The organism is Salinimicrobium sediminis, assembly GCF_900215295.1.
In the GTDB taxonomy this organism is placed as follows: domain Bacteria; phylum Bacteroidota; class Bacteroidia; order Flavobacteriales; family Flavobacteriaceae; genus Salinimicrobium; species Salinimicrobium sediminis.
Genome location: NZ_OCMF01000001.1, coordinates 892598 through 908172, shown reverse-complemented (window position 1 = coordinate 908172; position 15575 = coordinate 892598). Strand labels below are relative to the sequence as shown.

Below are 15575 nucleotides of genomic sequence, written 5' to 3'. Positions count from 1 at the left end.
CAGTTAAAAATGAAATCCAAAAAATTTATTACAGACGATTTTTTGCTTTACAGCCAACAGGCGAAAGATCTGTATAACAACTTTGCCAAAGAGCAGCCTATCATTGATTACCACAACCACCTTTCTCCCAAAGAGATCGCAGAAGACAGGCAGTTCGATAATATTACTCAGGTATGGATCGCCGGCGACCACTACAAATGGCGTGCAATGCGAACCATGGGCGTCGATGAAAAATATATTACAGGTGACGCTTCAGACAGGGAGAAATTCCTGGCTTGGGCCAAAACGGTGCCTCATACCCTTCGTAATCCGCTGTACCACTGGACCCACCTGGAGCTTCAGCGATACTTCGGAATTGATGAACTCCTGAATGAAGAATCAGCCGAAAGGATCTATGATGCTGTCAACGAAAAACTAAGACAACCGGAATATTCCTGTCGCGGACTTCTGAAAAAAATGGGAGTGGAAGCGCTTTGTACTACCGAAGATCCCCTCGATACCTTGGAATACCACAGGCAATTGGCAGAAAGTGACTTCGAAATTAAAGTGAGCACCGCATTTCGTCCAGATAAAGCTGTTCTTATAGATTCTCCTTCCTTTAATTCCTATGTGGATCGACTTGCAGAAGTTGCGGGAGCATCGATTAATTCTTATAAGGACCTTCAGAATGCGTTGCGAAAGAGGGTCGAATTTTTCCACGAGAATGGCTGCAGATTGTGTGATCATGGACTGAATTCAATTTCCTTTGAAGAGTTTACTGAAGCCGAAATAGAATCTATCTTCTCAAAAAAGAGAAAGGGAGAAGAAATTTCTGAATTGGAGGTAAGGAAATTCACGACCTCAATTCTGTTGTTCCTAAGCGAGACCTACCATGAGTTTGGATGGGTGCAGCAATTTCACCTTGGCGCTCTAAGGAACAACAATAAGCGTATGCTTGAGAAGTTGGGTCCTGATACCGGATGGGATTCTATTGGAGATTATCCCCAGGCCGAGAAAATATCTGAATACCTCAACCACCTTGATGGTAAGAACAAGCTCACCAAAACAATTCTGTACAACCTAAATCCTGCCGATAATGCTGTTTTTGCCAGTATGATAGGTAATTTTAATGACGGAAGCATAAAAGGAAAAGTACAGTTTGGATCGGGCTGGTGGTTCCTTGATCAAAAGCAGGGAATCATAGATCAACTTGATGCCCTTTCAAACATGGGGCTGGTAAGTGTTTTCATTGGGATGTTGACCGACTCCAGAAGCTTTCTGTCTTTTCCGCGTCACGAGTACTTCCGCAGAGTTTTATGTAATTTGTTTGGGGAAGAGATGGCAAAAGGAGAATTACCAGATGATATGGAGCTTGTTGGCAAAACAGTAGCGAATATCAGCTACAAAAACGCAAAGGAATATTTTAACTTTTAAAGCAGCTTAGATCTATATGAGGATTTTAAAGCTGAAATATTGATTTAACTAAACACAGATTATGAAAAAAGTAGTGACTTTTGGTGAAATAATGTTACGTCTGGCGCCGCAGGAACATCTTCGGTTTTCTCAGGCGAACAGTTTTGATGTAGTATATGGAGGAGGAGAATCTAATGTGGCGGTGTCTCTGGCTAATTATGGGGTGCCGGTAGATTTCGTTACCCGCTTACCTAAAAACGACATCGGGGAATGTGCCCTGATGGAAATGCGCAAGAGAAACGTGGGGACAGATAAGATCATCTTTGGAGGAGACCGCCTCGGAATTTACTTTTTAGAGACCGGTGCTGTTAGCCGTGGTAGTAAAGTGGTTTATGACCGGGCACATTCCGCCATGTCTGAGATAGAAAAAGGAATGGTAGATTGGGATGAGGTTTTTGACGGCGCAGGATGGTTCCATTGGACGGGGATAACGCCCGCTATTTCCCAGGGAGCAGCCGATGCCTGCCTTGAAGCTGTTAAGGCTGCAAGTGCAAAAGGTATAACCATTTCTACAGATCTTAACTACCGCGCGAAGCTTTGGAAATACGGAGTAGAGCCGGAAGCGATCATGACCGAATTGACTTCGTACTGTGATATCATTCTTGGAAATGAAGAAGATGCAGAAAAGCACTTCGGAATCAAGCCTGAAGGACTTGATATTACAACCCAGGGAGAACACGTAAAAGCTGAAGCATTCCTTTCTGTTTGTCAGCAAATGATGGAGAAGTTCCCAAATGCCAAGAAGGTGATTACCACGCTAAGAGGATCACTTTCTGCTTCCCACAATACCTGGGCGGGAGTGCTTTACGATGGAGAAACCATGTTCAAATCTCCTGAATACAACATCACCCACATTGTGGATAGAGTTGGAGGAGGAGATTCCTTCATGGCCGGATTGATCTACGGACTTTTAAAATATCCTGAAGATGATCAAAACGCACTGAACTTTGCCGTAGCTGCATCTGCATTAAAACACACCATCAAAGGTGATGCGAACCTGGTGACTATAGATGAGGTTAAAAAATTAATGGGCGGTGATGCCTCTGGCCGTGTGGCCCGATAAAATATAAAGCTATGGCTCAATATTCAAGAATAGAAGTAGCATCGGTAATGAAAGAGCAAGGGATGGTTCCCTTGTTTTTTCATTCTGATGTTGAACTGGGGAAAAAATTACTTAAAGCCTGTTATGATGGTGGTGGACGGCTATTGGAATTCACCAGCCGTGGAGATTTCGCTTTTGAAGTTTTTGGAGAACTTAACAAATACGCAACAAAGGAACTTCCGGGAATGATCATGGGAGTAGGATCTGTAACCGATGCGGCCGCTGCATCTCTCTACATGCAGTTGGGAGCGAACTTTATCGTTACTCCGGTTCTGAGAGAAGATATAGCGGTGGTTTGTAACCGGCGTAAAGTATTATGGTCTCCCGGTTGTGGTTCTCTTACCGAAATTGCCCGTGCCGAGGAACTGGGTTGCGAAATAGTAAAACTTTTTCCTGGTGGGACCTATGGTCCCGGCTTTGTAAAAGGAATAAAAGGACCTCAACCCTGGACCAGTATTATGCCTACAGGAGGAGTTTCTCCTACAGAAGACAACTTGAAAGGCTGGTTTGACGCCGGTGTAACCTGCGTGGGAATGGGATCTAACCTTATTTCCAAGGAGGTTATTGCCAACAAAGATTATGCAGGGCTTGAAAAAACAGTAAGAGAGACATTGGACCTTATTAAAAGGCTCAGAAAATAGATTAAGAACAGAAAACTACAGGTGCTTTTGCCTGTAGTTTTTTATATGTGTTACATGCAGGAAGAAGCTTCAGAAAAGAGAAAAACCGTCACCTTTGGTGAGGTTTTGATGCGTCTATCGCCATCAGATAACCGCAAGCTCCTGCAGGCTAATCATCTGGACTTTTTCTTTGGAGGCACCGAAATGAACGTTGCTGCCTCCCTGGCTCACCTGGGAGTAGAAGTACAGCATGTTACCAATGTCTCCAATGACATTGTTGGTGAAGCTGCAATTTCGACTTTGAGGAAGTATGGAATAGGAATCTCTGCGGTTAACAAGGTGGACTTTCCTTTAGGTCTGTATTTTCTGGAAGTAGGTTCTTCAATGCGGTCAAGCCAGGTGGCTTATAACCGGCGTAATAGTTCCTTCGCTAATATAAGTCCGGAGCAGGTAGACTGGGAAGCCATTCTCAGTAAGTCTGCATTTTTACATTGGAGTGGAATTTCGCCTGCTATATCAGAAGGAGCCTACCAGACCCTTAAGGCAGGTCTCGAAATGGCTTCCCAAAAAGGAGTGCTTGTAACCTCCGACCCTGCTTATAGAAGCAACTTGTGGAAATATGGGAGAAACAGTAAAGAAGTCCTGAAAGAGCTAATTTCTCTTTCCAATATTTTCATTGGTGGAGTTAGCGAGATCAATGAGATCCTGGATTCTGAATATTCCTCTGATGAGGAAGGTTTCATTGCTGCCGCAAAAGCTCTGATAGCTGAGTACCCGTCAGTCACAAAGGTCTTTGATAAGGTGAGGACAAGTGTAAATGCCTCCTGGCAGAAAATTTATGGAAGAGCGTGGACCGGTAAGGAATATCTTACCACCAGCGAACTGGAGATCACAAATGTTGTGGATCGCATTGGGACCGGCGATGCTTTTGCGGCCGGACTTTTATATGGTTTACAGCATTTTGAAGATCAGGAAGCATTAGATTTTGCCAATGCAGCCTGTGCTTTAAAACATACACATGTAGGAGATGTAAACCTTGTTAGTGTAGAGGAAGTCCTGGAAGTGGCGAATGGAAAAACTGATGGAAGAATTAAAAGATAATGTCTTATCGGCAGGAAGTCTGAAGGCTGGAGGGTATTATTAGATTATCAATAATAGATGATGAAGATCTTAAAAAATAAAACATATTTTGTATTTATCCTTGTGCTGCTATTTGCGGTAGCGGGTTGTGATGAACAAAACAAAGTAAAAAAAATCAAACTGGGCCATGGCCTTGATACCTCTCACCCTGTACATAAAGCAATGGTCTATATGTCCGAGCGTCTGTACGAGAAATCGGGAGGGACAATGACCATTGATATTTACCCAAACCAGCAATTAGGATCAGAAAGGGAAACCCTTGAACTACTTCAAATAGGAAGTTTAGGAATGACAAAGGTCTCCACCGGAGTTCTTGAAAACTTTGTTCCCAGTCTGCAACTTTTTGGACTGCCATTCCTTTTCAGGGACAGGGAACATCGCTTTGCAGTTCTGGAAGGTGAAATAGGAGAAGAATTCCTGAATAAGAGTATTGACAAAAGGTTAAAAGGCCTCACTTTTTACGATGCAGGAAGCCGCAGCTTTTACAGTAAGGTACCGGTAGAGAAACCTGAAGACCTGAAAGGTTTGAAACTGCGGGTTATGGAAAGTAATACTGCCATTAATATGGTGAAGCACCTGGGCGGGTCCCCTACACCCATTGCCTGGGGAGAACTGTATACAGCCCTGCAGCAGGGAATCGTTGACGGGGCCGAAAATAATTTGCCCAGCTTCTATCTTTCCCGTCATTATGAAGTGTGTAAATACTTTGTTGTAGATGAACATACTGCACTTCCCGATGAATTATTGATAAGTACCCTTATATGGAATGACCTTTCCCCGCAACAGCAAAAATGGTTAAAAGAAGCTGCTATGGAATCCTCAGAGTATCAAAAAACGATCTGGAGAGCAGCAGAACTGGAAGCCATGGAGGAGATCCAAAAGGCCGGGGTGCAAGTGATTTATCCTGAAAAAGAGCTTTTTCGGCAAAAGGTAGAGCCTATGTATGAGGAATTTTCTCAAGATCCTGAGATGAAAAAATTAATCGAGGAGATCCAGGAAATCAAATAATTATGAGAAGAAAAATAGACAAGATCTTAGGAAACTTCCTGGTGGTACTCCTCACTCTAATGGTGTTATCTGTCCTGTGGCAGATCTTTTCAAGGTACGTTTTGAATTCCCCCAGCTCCTTTACCGAAGAGCTGGCGAGATTCCTTTTTATCTGGATAGGGATATTAGGGGCGGCTTATGCTTCGGGGCAACAAACGCACCTGTCAATAGATATTTTACCTCCTAAATTAAATTCTGCCAACAGGATAAGACTGCGCATCTTTATTAATGTTCTTATCATTCTGTTCAGTTTAACGGTGTTGGTCATTGGAGGTGGCAACCTGGTATATGTAAACGATTTGCTTGGTCAGTCTTCAGCAGCTTTGGGAGTACCTCTCTCATGGATCTACAGCATAGTCCCGGTGAGCGGTTTATTGGTGATATATTATAAAGTACACGAAATCATTCATTCAAAAACGTATTTAGTATGATGTCAGAGGTTTTAATATTGGTGCTGTCCTTTGTGATCCTGCTGGCGATAGGAGTTCCTGTTGCCTGGTCAATAGGGATCTCATGTGTACTCACAATACTGGCATCAATTGACACGCTTGCTTCTTTTACAACAGTAGCGCAACGTATGGCCACAGGCCTGGATAGTTTTTCACTCTTAGCCATTCCCCTGTTTATTTTGGCAGGTCAAATAATGAATCAGGGAGGGATTGCCAACCGGCTCATTGCCTTTGCCAAAGCGCTCATGGGCGCACTGCCGGGAGGATTGATCTATGTTAACGTAGTTGCCGCAATGTTGTTTGGGGCTATAGCGGGATCTGCAGTGGCAGCGACTTCGGCTATGGGCGGGATTCTGGGTCCGGCAATGGAAAAGGAAGGATATTCCAAACAATTTGGAGCGGCAGTGAATATTACCTCGTCTACAACAGGTCTGATAATCCCGCCGTCTAATGTCCTCATTGTTTACTCCCTCGCCAGTGGCGGAGTCTCTATTGCTTCTCTCTTCCTTGCGGGATATCTTCCGGGGATCTTGATGGGGCTTGCTCTTATGCTTGTGGCAGCGATCTGGATCAAAAAGAAGAAATATCCTGCCGGGGAACCTGCCAACCTAAAGAACATTGCTGTTACCTTCTTACATGCCCTTCCCAGTTTACTGCTGTTGGTCGTGGTCATTGGTGGTATTGTCTCGGGAATCTTTACAGCCACCGAGGCTTCGGGAATTGCGGTTCTGTACTGTCTCATTCTGTCCTTTATAAACCGGGAACTAAAAGTGAGTGATCTTCATGGGGTCTTCCTGAGTTCGGTGGGAACCACAGCCATAGTGATGCTGCTTATTGCTACATCCATGAGTATGTCCTGGGTAATGTCTTATGAGAACATTCCGCAGGCCGTAAGTGATGCCTTGCTGAGTTTGAGTGATAATATTTTCGTTATTCTTCTTATCATAAATCTCCTGCTGCTGTTTGTGGGAACTTTTATGGATATGACTCCTGCGGTTTTGATCTTTACGCCAATCTTTTTACCCGTGGTGACAGCACTTGGAGTGGATCCGGTTCATTTTGGAATTATGATGGTAATGAACCTCTGCGTCGGACTTTGTACTCCGCCGGTGGGCTCTGTGTTGTTCATAGGAGTGAGTGTTGCAAAAACTAGTATTCAGAAAGTGATAAAACCTTTGATGCCCCTGTACGTCGCCATGTTCATTGTATTGTTGCTGGTGACATTCATACCCGAGATCTCCCTGTGGCTGCCGAAGTTGTTTGAATAGAATTTTAAGACTAAGAAAAATAGTATGGAAAGATTAAATAGAAAAACCGCAGGAATTACTTCAGACCTTCCAATAAAAGTTGTTCAGTTTGGAGAAGGGAATTTCTTGCGGGCATTCGTTGACTATCTTATCGATAAATTAAATAAAGAAGCAGATTTTAATGCCGGGGTTGCCGTTGTGCAACCTATTGATGCCGGCCTCGTGGAAATGCTCAATGAGCAGGATGGGCTTTACAACCTGTTTATGAGAGGTGTTAAGGGCGGAAAGGAAATTCAGGAGAAGAGGACGATCAGCTGTATTCAGAGATCTTTGAATCCTTATCAGGACTATTCAGCTTATCTGGACCTGGCTACTGAAGAAGAACTGCAATTTCTCATTTCCAACACCACGGAAGCAGGTATTGCTTTTAATGGATCTGATGCGCTTGAAAATGTTCCTCACAATAGTTTTCCGGCGAAGGTGACAGCCCTTCTTTATAAGAGATATCAGCATTTCAACGGAGCTGCCGATAAAGGATTGACTATAGTTCCTTGCGAGCTTATCAACTACAATGCAGACAATCTTAAAGAGATCATCTTGGAGTATGTGGAGCTTTGGAAACTGGATGGTAATTTTAAAAACTGGATAGAGCAGCACAATACTTTTCACAATACTCTTGTCGACAGAATTGTTCCCGGTTATCCAAGAGCCGAAATAGAAGAATATCAAAGTCAGCTGGAATTTGAGGACAAGCTTATTGTCACAGCCGAAGTATTTCTACTGTGGGTGATCGAAGGAGGGGAAGCTTTTAAATCAAAAATCCCCTTTGATAAAATAGATGAGAATGTGCTTATTGTGAAGGATATTCAGCCGTACCGCACACGCAAAGTTAGAATTTTAAACGGTGCTCACACCACGATGGTGCCATTCGCAATTCTCAGCGGAAAGGAGACTGTAAAAGAGACGGTTGATGATGAATTCACCGGAAAGTTCGTCAAAAATGCCATTTTTGAGGAGATAAATCCGACACTCGATCTTGCGGAAGAAGAACTAAATTCCTTTGCTTCAGAAGTACTTGACCGTTTCAGAAATCCTTTTATTAAACATCAACTGGCAAGTATCGCCCTTAACTCAATTTCAAAGTTTAAAGTGAGGGTGTTGCCCAGTCTGCTTGAATATCAGAAGAGGAAATCTACTTTGCCGGTGCGACTCACTTTTGCCTTTGCCTGTTTGATAAGGTTCTACAAAGGCGAGTGGAAAGGAGAAACGCTGCCTGTTCAGGATGATCAACAGATAAAGGATTTCTTTAGCAGGGTTTGGAAGAAAGATGATCTGGAGGAATTGACCCAAGAGGTGCTTAAAAAAGAAGATTACTGGGGGCAAGACCTTACGATTGTTCCGGAGTTAAAAGAACAGATCAAAGTGGCGATCAAAGAGCTGGAGGAAAAAGGAGTGGAAGAAGGCTTTCGATCCTTTCGAGAGAAGACAAAAGTGAAAAGCTAAGAATTATGGAGACGAAAATAATTAAAGTTCATCCCGAAGATAATGTCGCGGTAGCCCTTGCAGATCTCTGGAAAGGGGAGGTATTGAGCCTTGGGAATAATAAAATTGATGTTCTCACCGATGTTGCTGCCAAACACAAAATTAGTTTGGTAGACCTCGGGGAAGGAGATAAGATCTATATGTATGGTGTCCTGGTGGGAACAGCTACTGTTGCCATAAAAAAAGGTGAAGTTCTTACTGTCGACAATGTGAAGCATCAGGCTGCACAGGCTCATAAGAAGACTGAAACTACTGGCTGGAACGCACCTGATGTTTCAAAGTGGAAGGACGTGACCTTTAATGGTTATCACCGCGCCGACGGACAGGTGGGGACGAAAAATGTATGGCTGTTTTTTCCACTCGTATTTTGTGAGAACAGAAATATTGAGCTTCTAAAAGAGGTTTTTGAGAAGGAGCTTTCCTTTAGAAAGCCATCCCGGGAGCGGCTGTTGTTACGACGGCTGATTCAGGGAGAGGATGCTTCCGAAGCTGTTGAGGTAGAAGAGGAAGAGAGCGAGATCTTTGACAATATTGAAGTTAAATTCATCACCCACCAGGGAGGTTGTGGAGGAATAAGACAGGATTCGGCTTCACTGGCAAGATTGCTGGCTGGTTATGTAAATAATCCAAATGTTGCGGGAGCAACTGTACTTAGCTTAGGCTGTCAAAACCTTCAGATAGATATCTTTAAAAGAGCGCTTGATAGAATAAACTTTAATAGTGAAAAATCCGTATTAATTTTTGAACAGCAGCAAGAGGGCACCATTGATGAAATGATGAGTAAGATCATCAGGGAGTCTTACGCTGCTATTAAGGAAGCGAATGAGATCCCGAGAAGACCTGCACCACTTTCAAAGCTGAAGTTAGGTTTGGAATGTGGTGGTTCTGACGGATTCTCCGGAATATCAGCAAACCCGGCTCTCGGCTATGCTTCAGATTTGCTTTCGGCATTGGGAGGCTCGCCTATACTTTCTGAATTCCCGGAACTCTGCGGAATTGAGCAGGAATTGATCAACCGCTGTGTTAATGATGAGCTGGCAGAAAGATTTTTAGAACTCACCAGGGCTTTTGAAAAATCGGCAATTGATGCAGGATCGGGCTTTGATATGAATCCATCCCCGGGAAATATCAAGGACGGACTTATTACTGATGCCATGAAGTCGGCTGGAGCAGCTAAGAAAGGCGGGACGTCACCGATACAGGATGTTCTGGATTATGGAGATTACGTTACCAAACCGGGCCTAAACCTGTTGTGTACTCCGGGGAACGACGTGGAGAGCACAACTGCTATGGTTGGAGCGGGTGCTAATGTGGTGGTTTTTACCACAGGTCTCGGTACGCCTACAGGCAATCCTGTAGCACCGGTGGTGAAGGTTTCTTCCAATACTACCCTTGCACGCAGAATGCCCGATATTATTGATATTGATGCGGGAGGAGTGATAAAAGCCGAGAAAACCATTGAGGAAATGGGGGAGGAGATCCTCGAATTTATTGTAAAAGTAGCAAGCGGTGAAGTCTCTACTAAGGCAGATGAGCTAAACCAGGATGATTTTATTCCATGGAAAAGAGGGGTGTCTTTATAAGACGCCCTTTTGTTTTTTCTAAATTAATGGATAGCCAACTTGTGCAGACTTCTGTCTGAAGAATTTCTCACCATAAGTTCAGGAGCAAGCACCACTTTCTTCTCAATAGTAAGTTTTTGAGGACTGTCAACCTGCTCTAAAAACACCTGTGCGGCAATCTTACCCATACGTAATGGAGTTTGATCAACAGATGTTATGGGCATTTCCATATACTTTGTGAAGGGTTCATTACTGAATCCTGAGATACAAAAGTCTTCCGGAATTCTAATTCCGATTCTCTTAAGTTCCTGAATAGCTCCCAGTGCTGTGTAATCACTTGCTGAAAAAATTGCATCAGGTTTTTCATTTAATTCCCAGATCTTGCTCACCGCAGCCGCTCCAGATTCTACACTACTAAGAGTGGTAACCACGTAATCGGGATTTGGTTGAAATCCGTGGTCCTTAAGAGCTTTAATATAGCCTTCATAACGATTCTTATAGATCTCAAGATTAAGATCTCCCGCAAAATGTGCAATATTTTTGCACCCCTGGGATATAAGGTGTTCTGTGGCCAGGTATCCGGCCTTGAAGTCATCAATAACTACAGAGCTCACTCCAGGCACATCAAGTTTCCTATCAAAGAAGATAAGGGACTTTCCTTCGTCCAGTACCTTTTTAAAATGATCTGTTTTAGTGGTGGATTTCGAGATCGACATGAAGATGCCGTCTACCTGGGTATTAAGCAGCGTATTTATCTGTTCCACCTCGGTTTCCATTTGCTCATGTGTCTGGCAAATGATCACATGATAACCATGCGGTCCCAGCTCTTCTTCAATACCTCTAATGATAGAAGAGAAAAAGTTGCGATTGATGTAAGGCACAATAATTCCGACATTTTTGCTTTTCCCACTTTTCAATGCCTGTGCAAGCCGGTTTTGCTTGTAGTTCATTTCCTTGGCTGCTGCAAAGACAAGGTCTCTGGTTTTTTTGCTGATTTTCGGATTATTGTTCAGCGCTCTGGACACTGTGGCAGCACTTATATTTAATTTTTTAGAAATGTCGTAAATGGTGACCTTACCGTTTTCTTTCATGAGAAGCGAATCCTGACTATGCAACAAATTGCATAACAAAGATATCAAAAATTGTCATTTTCAAGGGAGAGATTTTGCCGAAAAATGACTTTTCTCATGAAAAGTTTGATTTTCGTAATGAAATATTGATCGATCTCTTATTTCTTACATAAAATTTCCTGGGTTAGGGCCCCTTAAAGCATAAAAATTTCTTTATTTTAGTGCAATCGATTACAGCGAAATATTCTTGAGATAAACCTTCAAATTATTCAAATGAAAGACATTTTAAAATTAGTACTCGGACTTTTACTTGGTCTCGTGATCATATCTTGCAAGAATCAAAATGAACCTGTAGCTTCCGATACGGAAACTTCAGCAGAAGTTAATTTTGATGATCCATGGAAGCAGGCAGACGAGATCGTAAAGAATATTAAAGTACCTGAATTTCGCGATGAAGTTTTCAACATCATGGATTATGGAGCAACGGCTGATGGAAGCAAGAGCAGTGATGAAGCCTTTAAAAAAGCTATTGAAGCCTGTGCTAATGCCGGTGGAGGAAAAGTTCTCGTTCCCGCCGGAGTTTATCTTACAGGACCAATTCATCTAAAAAGCAACGTAAACCTTCACCTTGAGGAAGGTGCAGAAGTAAAATTCTCTACAGATCAAAAAGATTACCTGCCGGTGGTTCATACTTCTTATGAAGGAATGGAATTCATGAACTATTCCCCTTTGATCTATGCCTACAAGCAGAAGAACATAGCCGTTACAGGTAAAGGAACTTTCAATGGCCAGGCGGACAATGACAACTGGTGGCCGTGGAGTGGGAAAGATGTATACGGGTATAAAGACGGGGATGTAAAGCAGCATGACGCTCATAATCTGCCTCGTCTAAGTGATATGGTGGAAAAGGGCACTCCTGTGGAAGAGCGTGTTTTTGGGGAAGGACATCAGTTTCGTCCTACTTTTTTTGAGCCCTTCGAATGTGAAAATGTACTTATCCAAGGAGTCACCTTTGTAAATGCACCATTTTGGGTAATGCATCCAATAAAATCAAACAACGTAAGAGTGAAGGATGTGAGTGTAATCAGCCACGGACCGAACAATGACGGTTGTAATCCCGAATACAGTAAAAATGTACACATTACAGGCTGCCTTTTTGATACAGGGGATGACTGTATTGCCATAAAATCGGGTAGAGATAATGACGGAAGACGCGTAGGGATCACCAGTGAAAATATCGTAGTAGAGAACTGCACCATGAAAGATGGGCACGGCGGAGTTGTTATGGGAAGTGAAATTTCCGGTGGAGTGAGAAATGTTTATATCCGCAATAATACCATGAACAGCCCGAATCTTGATCGTGCGATAAGGATCAAGACCAATACAAGAAGAGGTGGTACCATTGAGAACATTTTTGTGAAAGATCTGGAAGTAGGACAGGTAAAGGAAGCCGTGTTGAAAATAAATACCAGGTATGCGATCTATGCTAATCAGGAAGGGGAGTTTATGCCTGTAATAAGAAATATACTTCTTGAGAATGTGGAAGTAGAAAATGGCGGAGAGTACGGAGTATTGATCATTGGAAGGGAAGAATCCCCTGTAAAGAATGTGAAATTGAAAAATGTGACTATTAAGAATGTGGAGGTGCCACTAAAAATAGAGCATGCTGAGGACATTCAATTCGTGAACACCACCATCAACGGCAAAGAATATTAGATCTCCTGATCGGTAAGCGCATGAGAGGAATTTCTCTTTTTCTTTTAGTTCTATTCATCGCCTCCTGCGAAGGGCCCGATCAGGAAGAGGTCGTTTGGAAAATCGACAATATCCGTGAAATAGGAGGAAATACTGTTACTGTTCACGGGGAACCAAAATTTGTGGAGGGAGAGGGTACAAATTATGTAGAATTTAATGGTAAAAAAGATGGTTTGTTGATATATGCCAATCCCATTTCCGCAATGGAAGAATTTACCATAGAAGTAGATTTTAAACCCTATCCCGGATTTCCGGAAAATAGGGAACAGAGATTTTTGCACATTCAGGATCCGGAGAATGAAAACCGACGGATCTTGATTGAACTCAGGCTGACCGATCAGAATGAGTGGTATGGCGACTGGTTTATAAAATCTGAAAATGAAAGCCTTACTCTGATCGATTCCACTCATACACACCCGCTAAACCAATGGTTTACCATTAGTATGGTGTATAGCAACGGAAATATTCGGGGCTATGTGAACGGTAAAGAAGAAGTTTCCGGCAATTTTCAATACCTGCCAATAGGGGAAAATGCTAAAACTTCCCTTGGCACTCGTATGGACAAAAGGTCCTGGTTCAAAGGTGGGATCAGCGAAGTGAGATTCACTCCGGAAGCAGATTTTTGAGAAACCACAATCTGATTAGAAAATAAAAGAATTAAAAAGATGAGACTCCAAAAATGCCTTTTTTCGATCCTCTTTTTTTTCTGCCTTTGCCCTGAAACGATTGCGCAGAAGAATGAGGTGAGGCCATATACCATTAGCACCACCTACGAGAAGCTTAAAAAAGAATATCCTTTCATTTCTCCGGTTGAGTCACAGATGTCAGACCGTATAGAAGCCCGGGAAAATCTAGTTTATAAGGAAACTGCGGAAAAGAATCTGACTGCAGATGTTTACCTTCCTAAGGCTGAAAAAGGGGAAAAATTCCCTGCAGTTCTGTTGGTTCATGGCGGGGGCTGGCTTACCGGAACTAAAGAGAATCTGCGGCCATTCGCACAAAAACTTGCTGCTGAAGGTTATGTAGCTGTCACTACCTCTTACCGGCTTGGAACGGAAGCAGTTTATCCTGCAGGGGTAATTGATCTCAAAGATGCCCTAAAATGGATGAAAGCGAATGCAGATCAATTTCAGATAAATACTGATGAGATTGCTGTTTTAGGGGCTTCGGCAGGAGCGCAATTGGCAACACTCGTTGGTGTAACTCCTAATTCTGAAAAATACAACTCCGGAAAATCCTCGTTTTCAGATGAAGTTCAGGCTATTGTCAATATCGACGGAATTGTTTCCTTCATTCATCCCGACGCCGAAGAAGGCTGGATGGCAGCAACATGGCTCGACGGTTCTAAAGCCGACAAATTCGAAACCTGGAAAGAAGCCTCGCCTCTGGAATATGTAAATGGAGAAACTCCTCCTACTTTGGTCATCAACAGTTCTTACCCAAGATTTCATGCCGGCCGGGATGACATGCTGCAGATACTTGACGAAAACATGATCTACAACGAAGTACTTACCATAGACAAAACGCCTCATGCTTTTTGGCTGGTTCATCCCTGGTTTGATGAAACTGTAAAATTAACGACCAATTTCCTCGATAGGATCTTCAAAAATTCGTCTTCAGCAAGAGACAAATACCGGGAGATCACAGTTTCAAAAGACGGGAGTGCAGATTTCAGCAGCATTCAGGAAGCCATCAACTCTACCCGGGATCTTGGTCCGGGGGAAGTGGTGATCAGGATCAAATCCGGCACTTACAATGAAAAACTGGAGATTCCTTCCTGGAAACGGCAACTGACGCTCATTGGAGAAGATCGGGAGAAAACCATCATTACCAACGATGATTTTTCAGGAAAGATCGATCCGGAGACTGGAAAAGAGCATTCAACCTTTACTTCCTATACAGTTTTGGTTAGAGGGAATGATATAAAGATGGAGAATCTTACCATCCAAAATACTTCCTGTGGAGAAGGTCAGGCAGTGGCATTACATGTGGAAGGCGACCGGTTTGTAATGAAAGATTCAGATATTACCGGCTGCCAGGATACGCTTTACGCGGCCACAGAAGGAAGCCGGCAGTTGTATCTTAACTGTTACATCGAAGGAACAACAGATTTTATTTTCGGCGAAGCCACAGCGGTTTTTAAAGACTGTACTATTAAAAGTCTAAAAGATTCTTTTGTGACTGCAGCGGCGACTCCACAAAATCAGGAATTCGGCTATGTGTTCATTGACTGTAAACTGATTGCTGCCGAAGGTGTTAACGAGGTTTACCTCGGTAGGCCATGGAGACCTTACGCAAAAACCGTATTTATAAATTCTCATCTAGGAGACCATATACTTCCGGCAGGCTGGGATCACTGGCCGGGGGATAAAATGTTTCCGAATAAAGAAAGAACTGCTTACTATGCCGAATACAACAGTACAGGTCCAGGTGCTTCAGCTTCCACAAGAGCTGAATGGACTCATCAGCTCACTTCAGAAGAGGCTGCTATATACACTCTAAAAAACGTTTTTAGCACTAACAGTGACTGGTACTGGGCTGCAAAAGCCATGAATAAATAAGATCCTGCTTTAAAAAAGGATACCTTAA

13 protein-coding genes are annotated in these 15575 nt (G+C 43.0%); 12 read left to right on the top strand and 1 reads right to left on the bottom strand.

Annotated features, from left to right (window positions below):
- The first annotated feature begins 9 nt into the window (after window positions 1-9).
- The 9 genes from uxaC to CRO16_RS04140 all read left to right on the top strand — a co-directional run bounded on the left by uxaC (window position 10) and on the right by CRO16_RS04140 (window position 10182).
- Complete coding sequence (gene uxaC / locus CRO16_RS04180; RefSeq protein ID WP_097055064.1) at window positions 10-1413, top strand: glucuronate isomerase; 1404 nt, start codon at window positions 10-12, stop codon at window positions 1411-1413.
- A gap of 61 nt (window positions 1414-1474) precedes the next feature.
- Window positions 1475-2515, top strand: coding sequence for a sugar kinase (locus tag CRO16_RS04175; RefSeq protein WP_097055063.1), 1041 nt, complete (start codon window positions 1475-1477; stop codon window positions 2513-2515).
- 11 nt (window positions 2516-2526) lie between these two features.
- Window positions 2527-3195, top strand: a complete 669-nt coding sequence (locus CRO16_RS04170; RefSeq protein ID WP_097055062.1) for a bifunctional 4-hydroxy-2-oxoglutarate aldolase/2-dehydro-3-deoxy-phosphogluconate aldolase — start codon at window positions 2527-2529, stop codon at window positions 3193-3195.
- A 27-nt stretch (window positions 3196-3222) separates the two neighbouring features.
- A complete protein-coding gene (locus tag CRO16_RS04165; protein ID WP_317042509.1) occupies window positions 3223-4275 on the top strand; it encodes a sugar kinase in 1053 nt (350 codons plus the stop codon).
- A 60-nt stretch (window positions 4276-4335) separates the two neighbouring features.
- Window positions 4336-5322 (top strand): TRAP transporter substrate-binding protein, encoded by a 987-nt coding sequence (locus CRO16_RS04160; RefSeq protein WP_097055060.1) that lies wholly within the window; start codon window positions 4336-4338, stop codon window positions 5320-5322.
- 2 nt (window positions 5323-5324) lie between these two features.
- Entirely contained in the window at window positions 5325-5792 is a 468-nt protein-coding gene (locus tag CRO16_RS04155) for a TRAP transporter small permease (RefSeq protein WP_097055059.1), read from the top strand.
- A complete protein-coding gene (locus CRO16_RS04150; protein WP_394341387.1) occupies window positions 5789-7078 on the top strand; it encodes a TRAP transporter large permease in 1290 nt (429 codons plus the stop codon). Before CRO16_RS04155 ends, CRO16_RS04150 begins: the two co-directional genes overlap by 4 nt.
- Window positions 7079-7102: 24 nt before the next feature.
- The gene (locus CRO16_RS04145) at window positions 7103-8560 is read left to right on the top strand and encodes a tagaturonate reductase (protein ID WP_097055057.1); all 1458 of its coding nucleotides are present in this window, start codon (window positions 7103-7105) and stop codon (window positions 8558-8560) included.
- A gap of 5 nt (window positions 8561-8565) precedes the next feature.
- Entirely contained in the window at window positions 8566-10182 is a 1617-nt protein-coding gene (locus CRO16_RS04140; protein ID WP_097055056.1) for a UxaA family hydrolase, read from the top strand.
- A gap of 23 nt (window positions 10183-10205) precedes the next feature.
- Here the strand turns inward: CRO16_RS04140 and CRO16_RS04135 are convergent, their stop codons facing one another.
- Complete coding sequence (locus tag CRO16_RS04135; RefSeq protein ID WP_097055055.1) at window positions 10206-11252, bottom strand: LacI family DNA-binding transcriptional regulator; 1047 nt, start codon at window positions 11250-11252, stop codon at window positions 10206-10208.
- Window positions 11253-11504: 252 nt separating this feature from the next.
- On the opposite strand from CRO16_RS04135, the gene CRO16_RS04130 reads away from it, so the two are divergent.
- From CRO16_RS04130 to CRO16_RS04120, 3 genes are read left to right on the top strand one after another with little or no spacing between them, the layout of a single operon-like run.
- On the top strand, window positions 11505-12947 hold the full coding sequence (locus tag CRO16_RS04130) for a glycoside hydrolase family 28 protein (protein WP_097055054.1): 1443 nt from the start codon (window positions 11505-11507) through the stop codon (window positions 12945-12947).
- Window positions 12948-12967: 20 nt separating this feature from the next.
- Entirely contained in the window at window positions 12968-13612 is a 645-nt protein-coding gene (locus CRO16_RS04125) for a LamG-like jellyroll fold domain-containing protein (RefSeq protein WP_097055053.1), read from the top strand.
- Between the two features lie 39 nt (window positions 13613-13651).
- On the top strand, window positions 13652-15547 hold the full coding sequence (locus CRO16_RS04120; protein ID WP_097055052.1) for a pectinesterase family protein: 1896 nt from the start codon (window positions 13652-13654) through the stop codon (window positions 15545-15547).
- Window positions 15548-15575 lie beyond the last annotated feature (28 nt).

Coding starts and splice junctions, on each gene's coding strand:
- uxaC (WP_097055064.1), top strand. CDS start 10: ATGAAATCCAAAAAATTTATTACAGACGATTTTTTGCTTTACAGCCAA.
- CRO16_RS04175 (WP_097055063.1), top strand. CDS start 1,475: ATGAAAAAAGTAGTGACTTTTGGTGAAATAATGTTACGTCTGGCGCCG.
- CRO16_RS04170 (WP_097055062.1), top strand. CDS start 2,527: ATGGCTCAATATTCAAGAATAGAAGTAGCATCGGTAATGAAAGAGCAA.
- CRO16_RS04160 (WP_097055060.1), top strand. CDS start 4,336: ATGAAGATCTTAAAAAATAAAACATATTTTGTATTTATCCTTGTGCTG.
- CRO16_RS04155 (WP_097055059.1), top strand. CDS start 5,325: ATGAGAAGAAAAATAGACAAGATCTTAGGAAACTTCCTGGTGGTACTC.
- CRO16_RS04150 (WP_394341387.1), top strand. CDS start 5,789: ATGATGTCAGAGGTTTTAATATTGGTGCTGTCCTTTGTGATCCTGCTG.
- CRO16_RS04145 (WP_097055057.1), top strand. CDS start 7,103: ATGGAAAGATTAAATAGAAAAACCGCAGGAATTACTTCAGACCTTCCA.
- CRO16_RS04140 (WP_097055056.1), top strand. CDS start 8,566: ATGGAGACGAAAATAATTAAAGTTCATCCCGAAGATAATGTCGCGGTA.
- CRO16_RS04135 (WP_097055055.1), bottom strand. CDS start 11,252: ATGAAAGAAAACGGTAAGGTCACCATTTACGACATTTCTAAAAAATTA.
- CRO16_RS04130 (WP_097055054.1), top strand. CDS start 11,505: ATGAAAGACATTTTAAAATTAGTACTCGGACTTTTACTTGGTCTCGTG.
- CRO16_RS04125 (WP_097055053.1), top strand. CDS start 12,968: ATGAGAGGAATTTCTCTTTTTCTTTTAGTTCTATTCATCGCCTCCTGC.
- CRO16_RS04120 (WP_097055052.1), top strand. CDS start 13,652: ATGAGACTCCAAAAATGCCTTTTTTCGATCCTCTTTTTTTTCTGCCTT.